This window comes from Clostridium sp. (genome assembly GCF_050717535.1).
GTDB lineage: Bacteria > Bacillota > Clostridia > Clostridiales > Clostridiaceae > Clostridium_AD.
On record NZ_JBOITM010000090.1, the window covers coordinates 24086 to 40518 of the forward strand.

General features: G+C 35.3%; 15 protein-coding genes. 14 read left to right on the plus strand and 1 reads right to left on the minus strand.

Translation table 11 applies throughout. From position 1 onward, the window contains the following. Positions 1-30: 30 nt before the first annotated feature. Together ACREVU_RS19715 and ACREVU_RS19720 are read left to right on the plus strand one after the other, a co-directional pair. Positions 31-231 carry a hypothetical protein gene (locus ACREVU_RS19715; RefSeq protein WP_431553301.1) on the plus strand — a complete coding sequence of 67 codons (201 nt, stop codon included), beginning with the start codon at positions 31-33 and terminating at the stop codon, positions 229-231. 47 nt (positions 232-278) lie between these two features. Continuing rightward, positions 279-401, plus strand: coding sequence for a hypothetical protein (locus tag ACREVU_RS19720; RefSeq protein ID WP_431553302.1), 123 nt, complete (start codon positions 279-281; stop codon positions 399-401). Positions 402-611: 210 nt separating this feature from the next. Here the strand turns inward: ACREVU_RS19720 and ACREVU_RS19725 are convergent, their stop codons facing one another. Next, entirely contained in the window at positions 612-884 is a 273-nt protein-coding gene (locus tag ACREVU_RS19725) for a DUF5661 family protein (RefSeq protein ID WP_431553303.1), read from the minus strand. Positions 885-1251: 367 nt separating this feature from the next. Between ACREVU_RS19725 and ACREVU_RS19730 the strand changes: the two genes are divergently transcribed. The 12 genes from ACREVU_RS19730 to ACREVU_RS19785 all read left to right on the plus strand — a co-directional run bounded on the left by ACREVU_RS19730 (position 1252) and on the right by ACREVU_RS19785 (position 16234). Continuing rightward, on the plus strand, positions 1252-2934 hold the full coding sequence (locus ACREVU_RS19730; RefSeq protein ID WP_431553304.1) for a PucR family transcriptional regulator: 1683 nt from the start codon (positions 1252-1254) through the stop codon (positions 2932-2934). A gap of 204 nt (positions 2935-3138) precedes the next feature. After that, a complete protein-coding gene (gene fdrA, locus ACREVU_RS19735; RefSeq protein ID WP_503417263.1) occupies positions 3139-5679 on the plus strand; it encodes an acyl-CoA synthetase FdrA in 2541 nt (846 codons plus the stop codon). Between the two features lie 14 nt (positions 5680-5693). Next, positions 5694-7103, plus strand: coding sequence for a YlbE family protein (locus ACREVU_RS19740; RefSeq protein WP_431553306.1), 1410 nt, complete (start codon positions 5694-5696; stop codon positions 7101-7103). 20 nt (positions 7104-7123) lie between these two features. Beyond that, complete coding sequence (locus ACREVU_RS19745; protein WP_431553307.1) at positions 7124-7924, plus strand: cyclase family protein; 801 nt, start codon at positions 7124-7126, stop codon at positions 7922-7924. A 99-nt stretch (positions 7925-8023) separates the two neighbouring features. Beyond that, entirely contained in the window at positions 8024-8698 is a 675-nt protein-coding gene (locus ACREVU_RS19750; RefSeq protein WP_431553308.1) for a hypothetical protein, read from the plus strand. Next, on the plus strand, positions 8695-9891 hold the full coding sequence (locus tag ACREVU_RS19755) for a thiolase C-terminal domain-containing protein (protein WP_431553309.1): 1197 nt from the start codon (positions 8695-8697) through the stop codon (positions 9889-9891). Before ACREVU_RS19750 ends, ACREVU_RS19755 begins: the two co-directional genes overlap by 4 nt. Positions 9892-9893: 2 nt before the next feature. Next, entirely contained in the window at positions 9894-10241 is a 348-nt protein-coding gene (locus ACREVU_RS19760; RefSeq protein WP_431553310.1) for a Zn-ribbon domain-containing OB-fold protein, read from the plus strand. A 168-nt stretch (positions 10242-10409) separates the two neighbouring features. Continuing rightward, on the plus strand, positions 10410-11678 hold the full coding sequence (locus ACREVU_RS19765) for a uracil-xanthine permease family protein (RefSeq protein WP_431553311.1): 1269 nt from the start codon (positions 10410-10412) through the stop codon (positions 11676-11678). Positions 11679-11827: 149 nt separating this feature from the next. Next, on the plus strand, positions 11828-12682 hold the full coding sequence (locus ACREVU_RS19770; protein ID WP_431553312.1) for an FAD binding domain-containing protein: 855 nt from the start codon (positions 11828-11830) through the stop codon (positions 12680-12682). A 1-nt stretch (position 12683) separates the two neighbouring features. After that, positions 12684-13226: a (2Fe-2S)-binding protein gene (locus ACREVU_RS19775; protein ID WP_431553313.1), complete on the plus strand. Its 543-nt coding sequence runs from the start codon at positions 12684-12686 to the stop codon at positions 13224-13226. Beyond that, positions 13219-15576 (plus strand): xanthine dehydrogenase family protein molybdopterin-binding subunit, encoded by a 2358-nt coding sequence (locus ACREVU_RS19780; RefSeq protein ID WP_431553314.1) that lies wholly within the window; start codon positions 13219-13221, stop codon positions 15574-15576. Before ACREVU_RS19775 ends, ACREVU_RS19780 begins: the two co-directional genes overlap by 8 nt. A gap of 22 nt (positions 15577-15598) precedes the next feature. Next, the gene (locus ACREVU_RS19785; protein WP_431553315.1) at positions 15599-16234 is read left to right on the plus strand and encodes a nucleotidyltransferase family protein; all 636 of its coding nucleotides are present in this window, start codon (positions 15599-15601) and stop codon (positions 16232-16234) included. Positions 16235-16433: the final 199 nt, after the last annotated feature.

A 16433-nucleotide genomic window follows, 5' to 3' on the forward strand; every position in this document is an offset into this window, starting at 1 on the left:
GTCATAAGACTTAAAAAAGAAAAAAATTTATTGAAAGCGGTGATTGATAGTGTACCTGGGATTCTCTATCTATATGATGATAGAGGAAATTTGATTCAGTGGAACAAAAAACTTATCGCCTCTTATACAAAGATGAAAGAAATGCAAAGCTACTTAATTCAATCTGAAAAAATGTCTGCCCTTGGGAATCTTGTTGCTGGCATTACTCATGAAATTAATACACCCAAGTGATTAACGGATATCCAGGAGCATTTGCTCAAATTATATCCAACCTAATTATGAATTCACTAATTCATGGGTATAACACTGAAGATAAGGGGAATATATCCATTTCAATTTCAAAGGTAATGGATACGGCCCAGATTATTTATTCAGATGATGGAAAAGGTATCCTAAGTTAGGAGAAATCGCTGAATTTCCTTCGGCTGAAACAGGACATCATGCTAAGTGGGTAGGGGAAATATCTGCATTACTAGGGAGAAAATTAGGGTATGAAATATAATAGAAAAACTCCATAGGATTTCTATGAAGTTTTTGTTATTGTGTGAGTTAAATGTTATATAACTCCAAAATTTTATTTACTATTTTGTAATTTAGTTTTCAAATTTAAATCATTTGCTCTTCCAATAGTTTTCTGCTTCAGTTTCCATTTTTTCAAGTCTAGTATAGTAGTCGGCATATTCTTCCAAATGTGCAAGTGCTATTTTTCCTGTAATCAATGGATTGTTATCTGTAACATTTGTATGCTGATCTACTGTTCCATGTTCAAGCTCAACTTCCAATCCGATTCTAAATTGCTCTATATTAAATTTGTTCCAGCTTATTCCAAGTGCGTCTCCAATTTTCTTTGCTTGTTCACTTGTAAATATTTTTTTTTCAGACATAAAAAATCACCCTTCCCGTTAAAACATTCGTGTAATTTCAACACTCAAATCTCAAATATACTAATAGTTACAATAGTAGATCAATTAAAATTTCAAAGATTCAAATAAATTTGAATCTTTCTACCACCATACCATTTATACAGGTATATTTCAATAGCTATGTAACCTGCTATCTGGTGGTTTATGTCGAAAAGCACACAATGCAGATAAATAATGTTATAGCTTTTGTTGGCACATATTCTATGGGTATTAAAATAATTGACATTTGAAACATAACATTGTAAAATTATTACATACAATAAACTATTTGCTATACAATGTTAGGTTTAAGTATACTATTATTTAAATGTATAAAGGATGTGATTAGATGTTTCGTTATTCAGGAATATCCTTAGAAAAACTACTAACGCTTGAAACACTTTGTGGGTCTGAAATTTTAGGCGGGGCTACAGGTATTTCTAATAGAGTTACAAAGGTAAATGTTATGGAGGTACCTGATATTTTAGAGTGGGTTAGTGAAGGAGAGTTTCTAGTTACAACAGCTTATTCTATAAAGGATAATATTAATATACTTCTTGAACTTATCCCTAAATTAAATGCAAAAGGTGTAGCTGGTCTTGGTATTAAGGTAGGCAGATATGTTAGTGAACTTCCTAGGGAGGTTATTAAGTTAGCAGATGAATTAGGGTTTCCACTTATCGAAGTACCCTTTGGTGTTTCACATACTGATGTAATATCAAGTATACTAAATGAAGTAATTAACGATCAAATGAATATGTTAATAAGAATTAATGTGTTAAACAGAGAAGTGATGAATATAATGATGATGGGTGGCAGTCTAAAGGAAATAGCACAAAAACTTTATGAAAATATAGGTAATTCTCTAGCCATATATGAGAATATGAGCGATAGCTGTGAAGTTATTTGTAATGAAGATGATAGAAATATAATTGATAACATTATATATGAACATATAAGTCTTAATCATATTGAGGATATTAATTATTATGATGAAGTAAGTTATAAAGTACATAGAGACGAAATTAGAGGAAGGGTTGTTGAAAGGGTAGTTATTCCAATAGTTATAGAAAATGTTGAGTATGGGTGTGTTTTTGTTTGGTTTGATAAAAAAGATATAACTCCCCTGGACAACATGCTAATAGAATCCTATGTACATATAATAGCTTTAGATTTTGTTAAAAAGCTGTCTTTGTATAATATGGAAAGCAATTATAAACTTGAGTTTTTTGATGATTTGCTTAGTTATAACGAAGATAGGCAAAAAAGAGCTATAGAAAGAGCAAAAACCTTTAACTTTTACAAAAACCTTAAATATTCAGTTATTGTAATCCTTTTAAAGGATATAGATGATTCAAACAAATTGAAAGTTGATAAGGTTAATTCATTACATGAGAGAATAAGTGAAATGCTCTTTATAACGGGTAGGGTGGCAAAACTTCAAAAAGATAGAATAATATATGTTGATAAAAGTGATAGAATATTGATACTTTATGGAAGTGATAGGAGTAAGAGTCCACAAACAATAAAGAGTGAAACCGTTAATTTTTGTCAGAAGATATTAGACGAGGCTTTAAAAAAATTTGATGTAAATAAGATAACAATAGGTATAGGACGTTCCTATGGTGAGACTAAAGAGTTATACAAAAGTCTTGAGCAAGCTAAGTTAATTGTTGAAAACTTAAGCGAAACAAATAGAAAAAATATTAAACACTATGATGATTTAGGGTTGTATAGAATTTTAGCTTTTGAAGGTCTTCAGGGTGAACTTATTGAATTTTGTAGTGATACAATAAAACCACTTATAGAATATGATAAGACAAATAATTCTGAACTTATTAAAACTCTAAAAGCATATTTTGAATGCGATGGTAATATGAAAAAAATATCAGAAAAGATGTACATGCATTACAATACTATAATATATAGGGTACAACAAATAAATGATATTACTGGACTTGATTTAGAGAATGGTGATAGTAGACTTAATCTTGAAATTGCACTTAAGGCAATGGATTTAATTGAAATATAATAGAAAGCTGACTCCTAGTGAGTCAGCTTTTGTTGATTATTAACAAAATATATTTAATTAACAATTACTTTTATAGTTATTTAAGGCGGTGATTTCAATGCAGTTGGTAATTGTTAACAATGTACTATATGAATCTTTAGAAATTACATACAAAGATAATGATGTATAAATATAGGAATTTATTAATAAGTTTTAAGTAAAGGGATGGTTTTATTGAAGGGTTTATATATATGTGAAGATCTCCAGAAGATCATTTTGGAAGGGGGAGTATTACACGGGCATGTGCACTCTGTGTTTAAGAATGCATGTAATATTGAATGTGATGGTTTATTTATAACACTTTTAAGTAAAGGAAAATATATGTCTCCAATGAGTGTAATTGTGGAAGGATTAGAACAAGTTGATTTTAATTTTCTAAATATAAAACAAGGATTGAAATTTGAATTTACGGAAAGTGAAATTTATTGTACACAAAAGAATTTATATATAAACATGAATAATGCTAAAAAGTGGTCTTCATGTGCGAGGCCCATTACATCCAAATGCTTGGAACAGCAACTTTTAGACAACATCAATATCATTGAGCAAGCACTATTAAAACTAGGAAAACTTAATGGTATGGGGCCACTGGTAAATATGATTTATGATAAACACCCAGAACTTAAATTAGTTTCTTTTAACGAATGTACTTTTGATAAAAATTTCGAATTCATAAAAGATAGGTTTATTAATTTTATTCATGCTGTGATGAAAGCAGATATGGATGAAATAGGAGGTTTAGCAGAGCGAGTTATAGGTTTTGGTTGTGGACTTACACCATCAATGGACGATTTTATTAGTGGACTAATGACCGTATTCATATATATGGGAAATTATTATAAATTAGATAGTAAATATATATATGAATTTAATAGTAAAATCATTAGCTTAGGATTACATAAAACAACTAGAGTTAGCTCTGAGATGTTAAAGCATTCATCAGTTGGAGAGATAAATGAGGCTGTACGTAATCTAATGGCGGCAATTTTAAATTACAATGATGATGATAACCGAGATATTATTAAAGCTTTGAAGGAAGTTGTTGGATACGGTGAAACATCAGGGACTGACACGGCACTTGGAATTTACGTGGGACTTAGGATCATGACTAATTTAAAGTATAGGAGGTTTTGGTTAATGAATTTGTGCGTTGATATTAGAAAAAATACTTATTATGATTCCGTGGCACTAATGCTGATAACTAAGGAAATTAAAAAAATGTTAAATGTTAAACAGGTTATAGTTGGTATGGGAACAGACCTAAATAAAGAGCTAACGGAAAATTTGAATTTATCAAATGATGATATAAGGGGATTAACCCCTAATGATTTTTTCATTGCTGCAGCAAGTGATGATGAGAATTCAAAGGAAATGATAGTTAAAAAGGTTGATGAATTATTAAATGCTAAGGTAGAAAATGATGACTCCTTAGTAGAGTATAAACCTACAACTCTAAGTGCAGCAATTAAGCATCTAGAGGAAGCTAACATGGCTATTATATCACTTCCTGGAAAATATGCAGCTTATGAAGCAAAGAAAGCATTAAATAATAATCTTCATGTAATGCTTTTCAGCGATAATATTTCAGTGGAAGAAGAGCTTGAGTTAAAGAAAATGGGTAGAGAAAAGGGACTTTTAGTTATGGGACCAGATTGTGGAACTGCGATTATCAATGGGGTACCCCTTTGTTTTGCAAATGTTGTAAGGCGTGGAGATATAGGTGTGGTGGGGGCTTCTGGTACAGGAACACAGGAAATTACGGTTATTATAGATAAAATGGGCGGTGGAGTTTCTCAGGTTATTGGCACCGGTGGAAGAGATCTTAAAAGTGAAATAGGTGGAATCATGATGATTGAGGGGTTTAAAGCACTAATGGATGACGATGATACAAAGGTCATAGTGTTAATTTCTAAACCGCCAGCTCCTGAGGTAGCTGAAAAAATATTAAATATGGTGAAAAATACAGACAAGCCAGTTGTTGCAAGCTTTATAGGTGGGGATAGAATGGAAATTGAAAAGCATGGTGCGTATTCAAGCGTGGATCTAGAGGACGCAGCAAGGAAGGCTGTACTACTCTCAAAGGGAGAGAAAATAGAAGATTTTACTGGATTTACACTAACAGACAAGGAAATAGATGCAATTGTTCAAGGCGAATGTAAAAAGTTTAGTAAGGGTCAGAAATATTTAAGAGCACTATATACAGGTGGAACTTTAGCAGATGAAGCAATGAAGATGTTAGGTAAAAAGGGTTACAAGATTTATTCTAACATTCCATTATCACCTGAACTTAGACTAAAAGATGTGCATAAAAGTGTAGAGCACACATGCGTTGATCTGGGTGACGATGATTTCACTGTTGGAAAGCCACATCCTATGATAGATCCAGTAGCTAGGGTGGAAAGACTCCCAAAGGAAGCTTATGATGATGAAGTTGCCATAGTACTTATGGATTTTGTTCTCGGTTATGGATCACATATAGATCCAGCAGGAGAAATGCTTGAAACTATAATAAATGCTAAAAAAGCTATGAAAGACAGAAATAAATATTTATGTGTAATTGGGTATATATGTGGTACAGATAGAGATCCTCAAAATTACAAATCCCAAAGAGAAAAACTAGAAAAAGAAGGAGTTATACTAATGCCGTCTAATGCTCAAGCTGTTAAACTAACTTCATTAATGCTTGGAAGATTAAATAAAATTTAAAGGAGGGATGTTAAGTGACCGCAATAAATAAATTATTTAGTAAGAAACTTATTGTTGTAAATATGGGACTAGAGTCTTTTCAGAAAGACTTAAAAGAGCAAAAGGTAAAGAGTTTGCATGTCAATTGGAGACCGCCAACCCAGGCAAGTATGAAACTTTCTGCTTTGGAAGAAGCAAGCATTAGTAAAAAAATTGAAAGTGCAAATAAAGTGGCAATAGAGAGACTGCTTTCAGCAGAACCAATAATTGTTGGTATAGGCACGGCTGGTATTGATATCCCGGGAATGACAAAACATACAATTCTCCACGCAGGGCCACCAATAACATGGGACAGAATGAGTGAGCCGGTTAGGGGCGCTATAATAGGCGGTTTAATATATGAAAAGCTTGCTACAAACGAAGAAGAAGCGAAAAAACTAGCAGAATCTGGAGAAATAATATTTGAACCATGTCATCATCACAATACAGTAGGCCCTATGGCAGGGGTTGTGACCTATTCAATGCCTGTTTGGATACTTCAAAACAAGACCTTCGGAAATTATGCATATTGTACACTAAACGAAGGACTAGGCAAAGTTCTAAGATTTGGAGCTTTTAGCCCAGAGGTAATAGAAAAACTAGACTGGATGGAAAAAATCTTAGCACCTGTACTTAAGTCCGCTATGATTTTAAAGGGCAGTATCGATGTTAAGACTATATTAGCACAAATGATTCAAATGGGTGATGAAGGACATAACAGGAATAAAGCAGGAACTTCACTACTGTTTAGAGAACTGGCACCATTTATAGTCAGAACTGATTATTCAAATGATATAAAAGCTGATGTGCTAACATTCATAGATAAGAATGACCATTTCTTCTTAAATATCTCTATGCCAGCATGCAAATGCAGCTTAGACCCACTTGAAAATATAGAATACAGTACAGTAGTTTGTGCCATGTCGAGGAATGGTACGGATTTTGGAATTAGAACTGCTGGTACAGGAAATGAATGGTTTACTGCACCTTGTGAACTTGTGGAAGGTCTTTATTTTCCAGGCTTTGAGGAAAAGGATGCTAACCCTGACCTTGGAGATAGCTCTATAACAGAAACAGCAGGAATAGGTGGTTTTGCAATGGCAACGGCTCCAGCAATTGTTCAATTCGTTGGAGGGACACCAAAGGATGCTATAAATTACACAACAAGTATGTACGAGATAACTTGCGGTGAAAATAATAGCTTTAAAATACCAAATATGAATTTTAGGGGAACACCCACTGGGATTGATATTAGAAAAGTTATTGAGACAAGAATATTACCTGTAATAAATACTGGAATTGCATGTAATAAAGCAGGGATTGGGCAAGTAGGAGCAGGAGTAGTTCATCCACCTATGAAATGTTTTGAAGATGCGCTAACTTCTTTTATTAATAAAACAATTTAAAAAATATATTATAAAAGGTCGTGATTATTATTAATATTATTGATGCTTTTAAAAATGTGAAAATGTATGATTTAACTCAAAAAATTAGTCACTTAACACCAGCATGGCCAACCTATGAGCCACTTGAAATCAAGTTTTTTAAAAGACTGTCATCAAATGGTGCAAATGGTCAAGTTTTAACTCATTCTAATCATGTTGGTACTCATCTTGATGGTTCACTACATTTTTGTACACATGGACGTGATATAGCAAGTATTCCACTAGAAGAACTTGTGGCACCTGGAGTTGTTGTTGATATCTCAGACATAGCGGAGGATTATGGAATATATACTTCAAAAGACATAATGGATAGAGCAGATGTTAGGAAAGGTGATATTTTAATTATACACACTGGCTATCACAAATATGGCTGGGATGAACCAGAAGCAGACGAGGAAAGAGTAATGATGAGGCACCCAGGGCCTACTAAAGAATTCTCGGATTGGTGTAAGTTAATGGAATTTAAATGGATTGGTGTTGACTGTGGTTCTGCAGATCATCCAATGAATACAAAAATTCGTGAATGGGCGCCTAAGGAAGCAAGACGAGCAGAAAAATATTTACAAGCCAAATACGGTAAAGGTATCGAAGATTTTTGGCCAGAGGATGATTATCAATTAATGCATTATGACTTATTTCCACTAAATATTATTCATGCCGAAAATCTTGGTGGAGATATTGATAAGGTACTTGGCAAGAGACTCATAATAGGGTGTTTCCCATGGAGATTTGAAGGCGGAGAATCCTGCATATCCCGTATAGTAGCATTTGATGCTGAATAGCATTCTATAGGAAAATTTAACAAATAGAGTTTTAATAATTATAATTAAAAGCTCTATTTGTTAATCAAATAAAAATTAAAATCGAAAGGATGATAAATAATGATCGTAGATAAAATGGAACAAAGCCTTAGACCAGTTGAAACAGAACTAGTTAATTATCCAGCAAAGTATATTACTATGGCTACTGGAGAAAAATTAGTAATTCGTCAAATTAGAAGAGAAGAAGTGCCACATATTTTAGAAGCTGTAAAGCCTCTTATGACTGTGGTCGCTGATTTTTATGATATTGTTGCATCAAGAATATACTCAGAACTTTTAGGTTATTACAGATATAGAGTAAAAGATGAATATTGTTTAATTGGAACAATAGATGGAATTTTGGTTGGTATTGTTAATGGTCGAACAGTTGATGATAAGGTTGGTATGTCTTACCATACAATGACATTAAAGCAAGGGCTTAGAATTGGAGCACAATTATTTGCTGCAAAAATGGAATACCATTTAGATTTCTTGAAGCAAGAAGAAGTTTGGATTGTTGCTGAGAGTCCAAATGGATTTAAGAGATGGATGATTGAATATGAACTCGAATCGAGACCAGAAATTTGGCATGAACTCGGTGGAGTACCCACATATGTGTTAACTAAAGCGTTATGGGAAAAACATAAAGGTGCTAAACTAGGTGGCCGCCGTCCGGTTAAGGAAGAACTACTTAAAACAGCAGATCATCCAATTCTACCAGAAACTTATTCTCAAATTCCAGGGTATAAAAGATGAGAGAAGTTGGTATTGTAGGGATAGGCCATAGTAAATTTGGTAAAATGTCAGGCGGGACATTTTCAGATTTGCTAAGTATGGCAGCTGTTGAGGCTCTAGACGATGCTGGTGTAAAGACCGGCACAGGCCATGGTATTGATCAAGTTTTTGTGGCAACAATGGGTGCAGGTATCCTTAATAAACAAAGTGGTATTGCATCAGCACTTGTGGATTATTTGAATTTAAGACCAGCAATGGCTGAAACAATAGAAAATGGTCCAGCCTCAGGAGCGTCAGCTATAAAACTTGGATATATGGCTATAGCCAGTGGTATGTGTGATTGTGTGCTTGTAGTTGGTGGAGAAATGATGAGAGTTGTTAGCGGCTGGGAAGGAACGGATTTCGTTGCTACAATGCTTCACCCCCAGGCTGAGTATAATTATGGGCTAACACTTCCAGCTTTCGCAGGACTCTTTACAAGATTATGTATGGATAAGTATGGAGTAACTGAGAAGGATTTATCCATAGTAGCAGTTAAAAATCACGAAAATGCAGTGCATAATCCAGTAGCACATATACATGTGGTGCCTAATCTTTATTGCATAACAGATGATGAGGATGCACCTATAATGAATCCATATGTTGCAGAACCACTTAGAATGTATCATTGTTGTCCTGTATCTGATGGGTCAGCAGCAGTTTTATTATGTGCCATGGACAAGGCAGATAGATTTAAGAGAAAACCAATAAAAATAGCAGGTGTAGGCTCAGCAACAGATACTCATGTAGTGGCTGAAAGAGAAGTACCTACGGATTTACTTGCTGTTCGTCTTGCGGCACAAATGGCATATAAAATGGCAGGACTTACTCCAAAGGATATTGATGTTGCAGAGCTTCATGATGCCTTCCAAATATTAGAGATAGTTGAATCAGAAGAGGTTGGATTCTTTGAAAGGGGACAGGGTCATATAGCAGCTCGAAATGGAGAAACAAAGATTGGCGGTATTATACCAATTAACACCTCAGGAGGCTTAAAAGCAAAGGGACATCCACTTGGGGCAACTGGAGTTTCACAGGTTGTAGAAATTGTAAAGCAACTAAGGGGAGAGGCTACAGGACGTCAAGTAGAGGGTGCTAAAGCGGGTCTTTGTGTTAACTTTGGTGGTTTCGGAAATAATGTTGTTGCAACAATACTCACGAGAGAGGAGGCATAATTATGGAGGAAAAAATGTATGCTTATAAATGCAGCGCTTGTGGTCAGCTTCACCATCCAAAGCATTATGTATGTAAAAAGTGCGGAAATAGAAAGTTTGAGGAAGTTGTATTAGGGGGAGAGGTAACTCTTGTAACCTATACAAAAGTATATAATCTTCCAGAGGGATATATGAAACCATATATTGGTTTTGGAATTGTTAAATTCGAAAATGGACTTGTTGTAACTGGACAACTTGAAGCCCAAAATCCTAAGATAGGGATGAAACTTATGTCAACAGTGGGGGTTGTAAAAGAAGGCATCGGTGCGGACCATTATGGATTTATTTTCAAACAACCCGTAAGAGAGTAACTGTGTAGTTATTGGGAGAAAAGACTGGAAATTAATTTATTATTAATCATACCTGGCATAATTTAATGTGGGCAATTAACCATATTTAATAAAATACGTGCATACATATAAGTATGCACCTATTTAAATTAAAGAACCTATGTATTTATTATAAAAGGGGGATTTTGTATGGCAAACAATCTTAATAGTCCAGATTTAAAAGAAAAGTCAAAGATTTTGGTGACATCAAGAAGAGTTTTACTAGCGCTTCAGCATTTAATTGCAATGTTTGGAGCAACAGTCTTGGTGCCTATACTGACAGGACTAGACCCAGCAGTAGCGTTAGTTGCAGCAGGGGTAGGTACTTTAATATTCCATTTATGTACTAAGGGAAAGGTGCCTGTATTTTTAGGTTCATCTTTTGCATTTATACCATTAATAATTACAGTAAAAGGAATGTACAATGGAGATCTCACATATGCTCAGGGAGGTATTGTAGCAGCTGGTTTTATTTATGTAATCGTTTCCTTGATTATCAAGAAAGTTGGAGTTGCTAGAATAAAGAATATATTGCCACCACAAGTAGTAGGGCCAATGATAATACTAATAGGACTTAATTTAATTCCAGTGGCAATTGATATGGCTAAAGTTAAACTATGGGTTGCAGCTATAACTTTAGGTACAGCTTTATTAATAACATTTAAAGGTAAAGGCTTTTTTAAACAAATGGCAATTTTATCTGCTGTTATTGTGGGATATGTAGTCTGTCTTGCAATCGGATTCGTTGACACTTCAATAATAAGTAAAGCAGCTATAGTTTCAATGCCGAACTTCACATTTCCAAAATTTGATATAGGTGCTATAGCAATAATTACTCCCGTAGTACTAGCGGTATTCATGGAGCATGTTGGTGATATAACAACTAATGGTCAGGTAGTAGGTAAAGACTTTATTAAGGATCCAGGCCTAAATCGTACACTACTGGGAGATGGTCTAGCTACAATATTTGCTGGCTTTATAGGTGGCCCTGCCAATACTACTTATAGTGAGAACACAGGAGTTTTAGCACTTACAAAAAACTATGATCCATCAATTTTAAGAATTACTGCTGTATTTGCAATTTGTCTTGGGTTTATTGCAAAAGTTGGAGGTTTTTTAAGGTCAATTCCTGTACCTGTAATGGGTGGAATTAGTTTAATGCTTTTCACTATGATTGCACTTATTGGTGTTAAAAATATGAGAACTAATATTAAAAAATATGATGCTGGAATAATTACTGTAATAGTTGCTATGTTAGTTATAGGGCTAGGAACAACTTATTTACAAAAATATACAGGAATTAATCTTGGTATACCTATAAACAAACAGGTTACAATTTCAGGACTTAGTTTGGCTGCAATAGTTGGAATTGTATTAAATATATTATTAAATAGAAATAAGCAGGTTCAATCCAATTAAGGCTGTTAAATATTTATTAAAATAAGAATTTTTAGCCCCCGAATAGATTGTTCGGGGGGGATTTTTAATTTAGAGGGATACAGACAAAATCCATATGGATTTTAAAAAACAATGCATGCTCTTTGGGTGATGCAAAAGGGAGGCCAAAAGTGTTAAGCAAGTTTGATTATGTAAAACCAAAACTATTAATAGAAGCCCTGAATTATCTTGAGAAAAATAACGGCACTAGAATATTAGCGGGTGGAACAGATTTAATGATTATGCTTCGTCATAATGCAGAAATAACCCAGCATATTCTTGATATTAAGGCAATACCTGAGACAAACAGGCTAGAATATAAAGCTAATGTTGGTTTGTTTATCGGCTCCTGCGTTACTGTTAATCAAGTGGCAGAATCAAAAATCATTACTGAAAAATATCCTGCATTGGTACAAGCAGCAAATTCACTTGCGTCTTACCAACTGAGAAACCGTGCTACACTTGTAGGAAATATTTGTAATGCATCACCTGGTGCAGACCTTGCAGGTCCACTTATGATATATGATGCAAAGGTTTATATTTCAAGTGCGCAAGGCTCTAGAATAGTTGATATAAATTCGTTTTTTACTGGTGTTAAAAAAACAGTACTTAAGACAAATGAGCTTGTTATTGGTATTTCTCTTCCAGATGTTTCGATAGGTGATACCAGCATATTTTTGAAGCAGGCAAGAATAAAGGGTCATGACCTTGGTATAGTTGGTGTATCCGCCAGAATGACATCGGATAAAAAAATAAGAATTGCTATGACTGCTGTAGCACCGACACCTATTAGGGTAGTAAGGCTTGAAGAAATCTTGAACTCCCAGCCTTTAACACCTGAACTCTCAGATATGGCGGGAAAAGAAGTTTGTAATATCATAAAGCCAATTTCCGATGTTAGGTCATCAGCTGAGTATCGCATTCATGTATCCGGAGTTCTTGTAAAACGTGCTCTACAACATTTGTTAGAATTGGGAGGTAAATAATATGTGCGAAAATCATAATAATCATGGAAATTGTTCTACCTATGTTGATTCTGGACTTGAAAAAGTGCCACTTAGCTGCATTGTAAATGGAGAAAGTGTATGTGCATGCATTGATCCCACCATGACGCTACTTCATTTTTTGCGTAAGGAGTTAAAGCTTCTTGGCACAAAGGAAGGTTGTGGTGAAGGTGAATGTGGAGCATGCACAATAATAATGAATGGCCATTCTGTAAATTCATGTATAATACTCGCTTTGGAAGCTATGGATGCTAACATTATAACTGTAGAAGGACTTAGTGATAATGGAAAATTATCAATACTTCAAAAGGAATTTATGAATCAGGATGCTCTACAATGTGGCTTTTGCACACCAGGTATGTTAATGTCAGCACGCTCTCTATTAGATAGAAATTCGAATCCGAGTGAGAGTGAAATAAAGGAAGCCATTGCAGGTAATTTTTGCCGCTGCACAGGTTATGTTCCGATTATTGAAGCAATTAAATCAGCTGCCAAGTTGGAAAGGGAGGAAAAGAATAATGAGTGATAAAGAGTACCGTTATATTGGTAAATCCCCTACTCGAAATGATGCACTGGAAAAAGTAACAGGTCAGGCGGTTTTTACCTATGATTTGGAATTACCGGGAATGTTGTATGCTAAGTGTCTTTATTCTCCCTATGCAAGAGCAGAAATTGTATCCATAGATATAACCCAGGCCAAAGCTTTACCTGGTGTTAAAGCTGTCATTGTAGGTGATGACATACCTTATCTTGTTGGACTCTATATGGTTGATAAGCGTATACTTGCAAGAGGCAGCGTAAGGTACCAGGGAGAGCCAGTTGTTGCTGTTGCTGCAATAGATGAAAAGACAGCAGAAATTGCAGTATCCAAAATAAAGATTCAATATAATATACTTCCTAGTATACAAACTATTGATGAAGCATTAGAAGGTAAAATACTTGTTCATGAAGATATAAATGAGCTTGAATATATTAAAGGGGTTTTCTTCCCACAGCCTGATTCTAACATTGCAAGTTTGAATAGTACTTTAAAGGGTGATATAAAAAAAGGCTTTGAAGAGGCTGATCTTATTGTTGAAAACGAGCTTATGCTACCTGCTGTTGCTCATGCACCTATGGAAACTCATGTTGCCATAGCCCAGGCTGATATCTATACAAACAAGGTCAAAATATGGTCTTCAACTCAATCTCCTTTCGGTGTACGTCAGTTGCTTGCGAAAGCTCTCCATATATCTGCTGCTGATATACAGGTAATTGCATCTTATGTTGGTGGAGGATTTGGAGGCAAAGCAGGGATACACCTTGAACCACTTGTAACAATTCTCTCACGTGCATGCAAAGGCCGTCCTGTGAAGTTAACTGCGACAAGGGAAGAGGAGTTCAATACACTTCCTACGCGTGCAGGTATGCGTGGACATGTTAAGACTGGTGTAAAAAAGGACGGGAAAATTACTGCGGAAGAAATTTATTTTGATTGGGATAGTGGAGCTTATGCTGATTACGGCGTGAATGTTGGAAAATCAGCAACATATTCAGGCGCAGGTCCGTACGAGATACCTAATCTTGAACTCCACTCAAGGACACTTTATACAAATAAAGTTTTTAGCACGGCTTACAGAGGTTTTGGACATCTAGAAACACACTGGGTTATTGAACGTCAGATGGATATGGTGGCACAAAAACTTGGAATGGATCCGTATGATTTCCGTATGGTGAATATATTACGGGCCGGTTGTCATACAATAAGTGGAGAGCTTATAAATGAAAATTCAGGACGACCTGCAGATTGTTTAGAAGCTGTGGCAAAGGAAATCGGTTGGACAGGATATCGCTCGGAGAAAGAACGTAAAGAAAATTTTAAAACAGGAAAGCTACGTGGAAAGGGTCTCGCTTCGCTGCAAAAGGCACCGGCAATGCCTCCACACACTTCAACTTCTGCAATAATGCAGATGGATGAAGATGGTAGTATCCGCATTATGCTTGGAGTTATAGATATGGGTCAGGGTGCAAACACAGTAATGGCTCAGATTGCAGCAGAAATACTTAACATGCCTTTAGAAAAAGTAAAGGTATTGTGTGAAGTTGACACAAGCCGTCATCCATATGATTGGTCCACTGTTGCTTCAAAATACACATTTATGGGTGGTAATGCAGTAAAGAAATGTGCACAGAATATGCTGTGGCAAATGAAGAAAATGGCGGCGGAGGTACTTCGAACTTCAACTTCAGATTTGACACATGGAGATGAATATATTTATCATGTATGTGATAAACAGAAAAAAATAAAGTACAAGGATCTTGCACTTGGCTATGCTTACGAAAATGGGAATGGCATTGGTGGTCCTCTTATAGCAAAGGGTACCTATATGGCTGATGGACTTACTTTTCTGGACCCTGTAACAGGACAGGGATTACCAGCTCTTGACTGGACCTTCGGAGCTCATGGAATAGAACTCGAGGTTGATATTGAAACCGGGAATATTGAGATTATTAAAATAGCTTCTGCTTTTGATATAGGTCAGGCAATTAACAAGAAGCTTGTTGAAGGCCAAATCATGGGAGGAGTACTTCAGGGAATTGGATCTGCAATAATTGAAGGGTATAAGTTCAGCCCAGAGGGTAGGCTTATGAATCCATCATTTACAGATAATAAAATACCTACAGCAAAGGATATACCCATTGAGATAATTCCTATCTTAATTGAAAATCCTCAACCAGATGGACCTTTTGGTGCTAGGGGCATTGGTGAACAGCCAATGATTTCTGTACCATCGGTTATTGCGAATGCACTTTATGATGCTTTAGGGATTAATTTCTACAAACTACCGCTTTCACCTGAAAATGTTGCACTTGCCATTGCAAAACAATTGGGATAATAGTATGAGGAGTGGTGTAGAAATGACGGAAAACCTTCTAAAGATAAATCCTAATGTTAAAGCCGTTTCTGCTATTATCTTAGCAGGTGGATATTCCATGAGAATGAAGAAGTTCAAACCTCTTCTTCCTTTGGGAGACTCAACTACTATAGAAAATACAATCAATGTATTCAGAAATTCAGGAGTTAATGATATAACGGTAGTTATTGGATACAGGGCAAGGGATCTTAAAGATGTATTGGATGGTATTGGAGTAAAGTGGGTATATAATGAAAACTATCAGCAGGGAATGTATTCATCAGTTGTAGCAGGAGTAAATTCACTTTCAGCCGATATGAAGGGATTTTTCCTTCTTCCGGCTGATATGCCTCTTGTTAATAAGGAGACAATTGCAAAAATGTTAAGGGTATATAATAGCACGGCATATGATATTATATATCCTACATACAAGGGTCGACGTGGTCATCCTCCTCTGATTTCTTCCAACCTCTTTCCTATAATTAAAAATTGGGATGGGTGCGGAGGTCTTAGAGCCTTGCTTTCACAATATCAGCAGGTTGCATCGCAAGTTGAAGTCATGGATGAAGATATTTTAACTGATATGGACACACCTGAGGATTATTTAAATATCTGTAAATCTTTTAAGCTTCGTTCTTAAATCTCTCTTCACAATATAACCTGGTATCTGGTGGTTCTGATTTATTAAGTATCCTAATGTAGGTTTTGGTGGAATCTTTAAAAGGTGGGTATACTCTGAATATATGAAACTTTATAACAGTTATGGTAAACATATAACTTGCGTTTTTTCATTGCTACTTACCTTTGAACTGCTAAAGTGTAGATAATCTGAGTTAGAT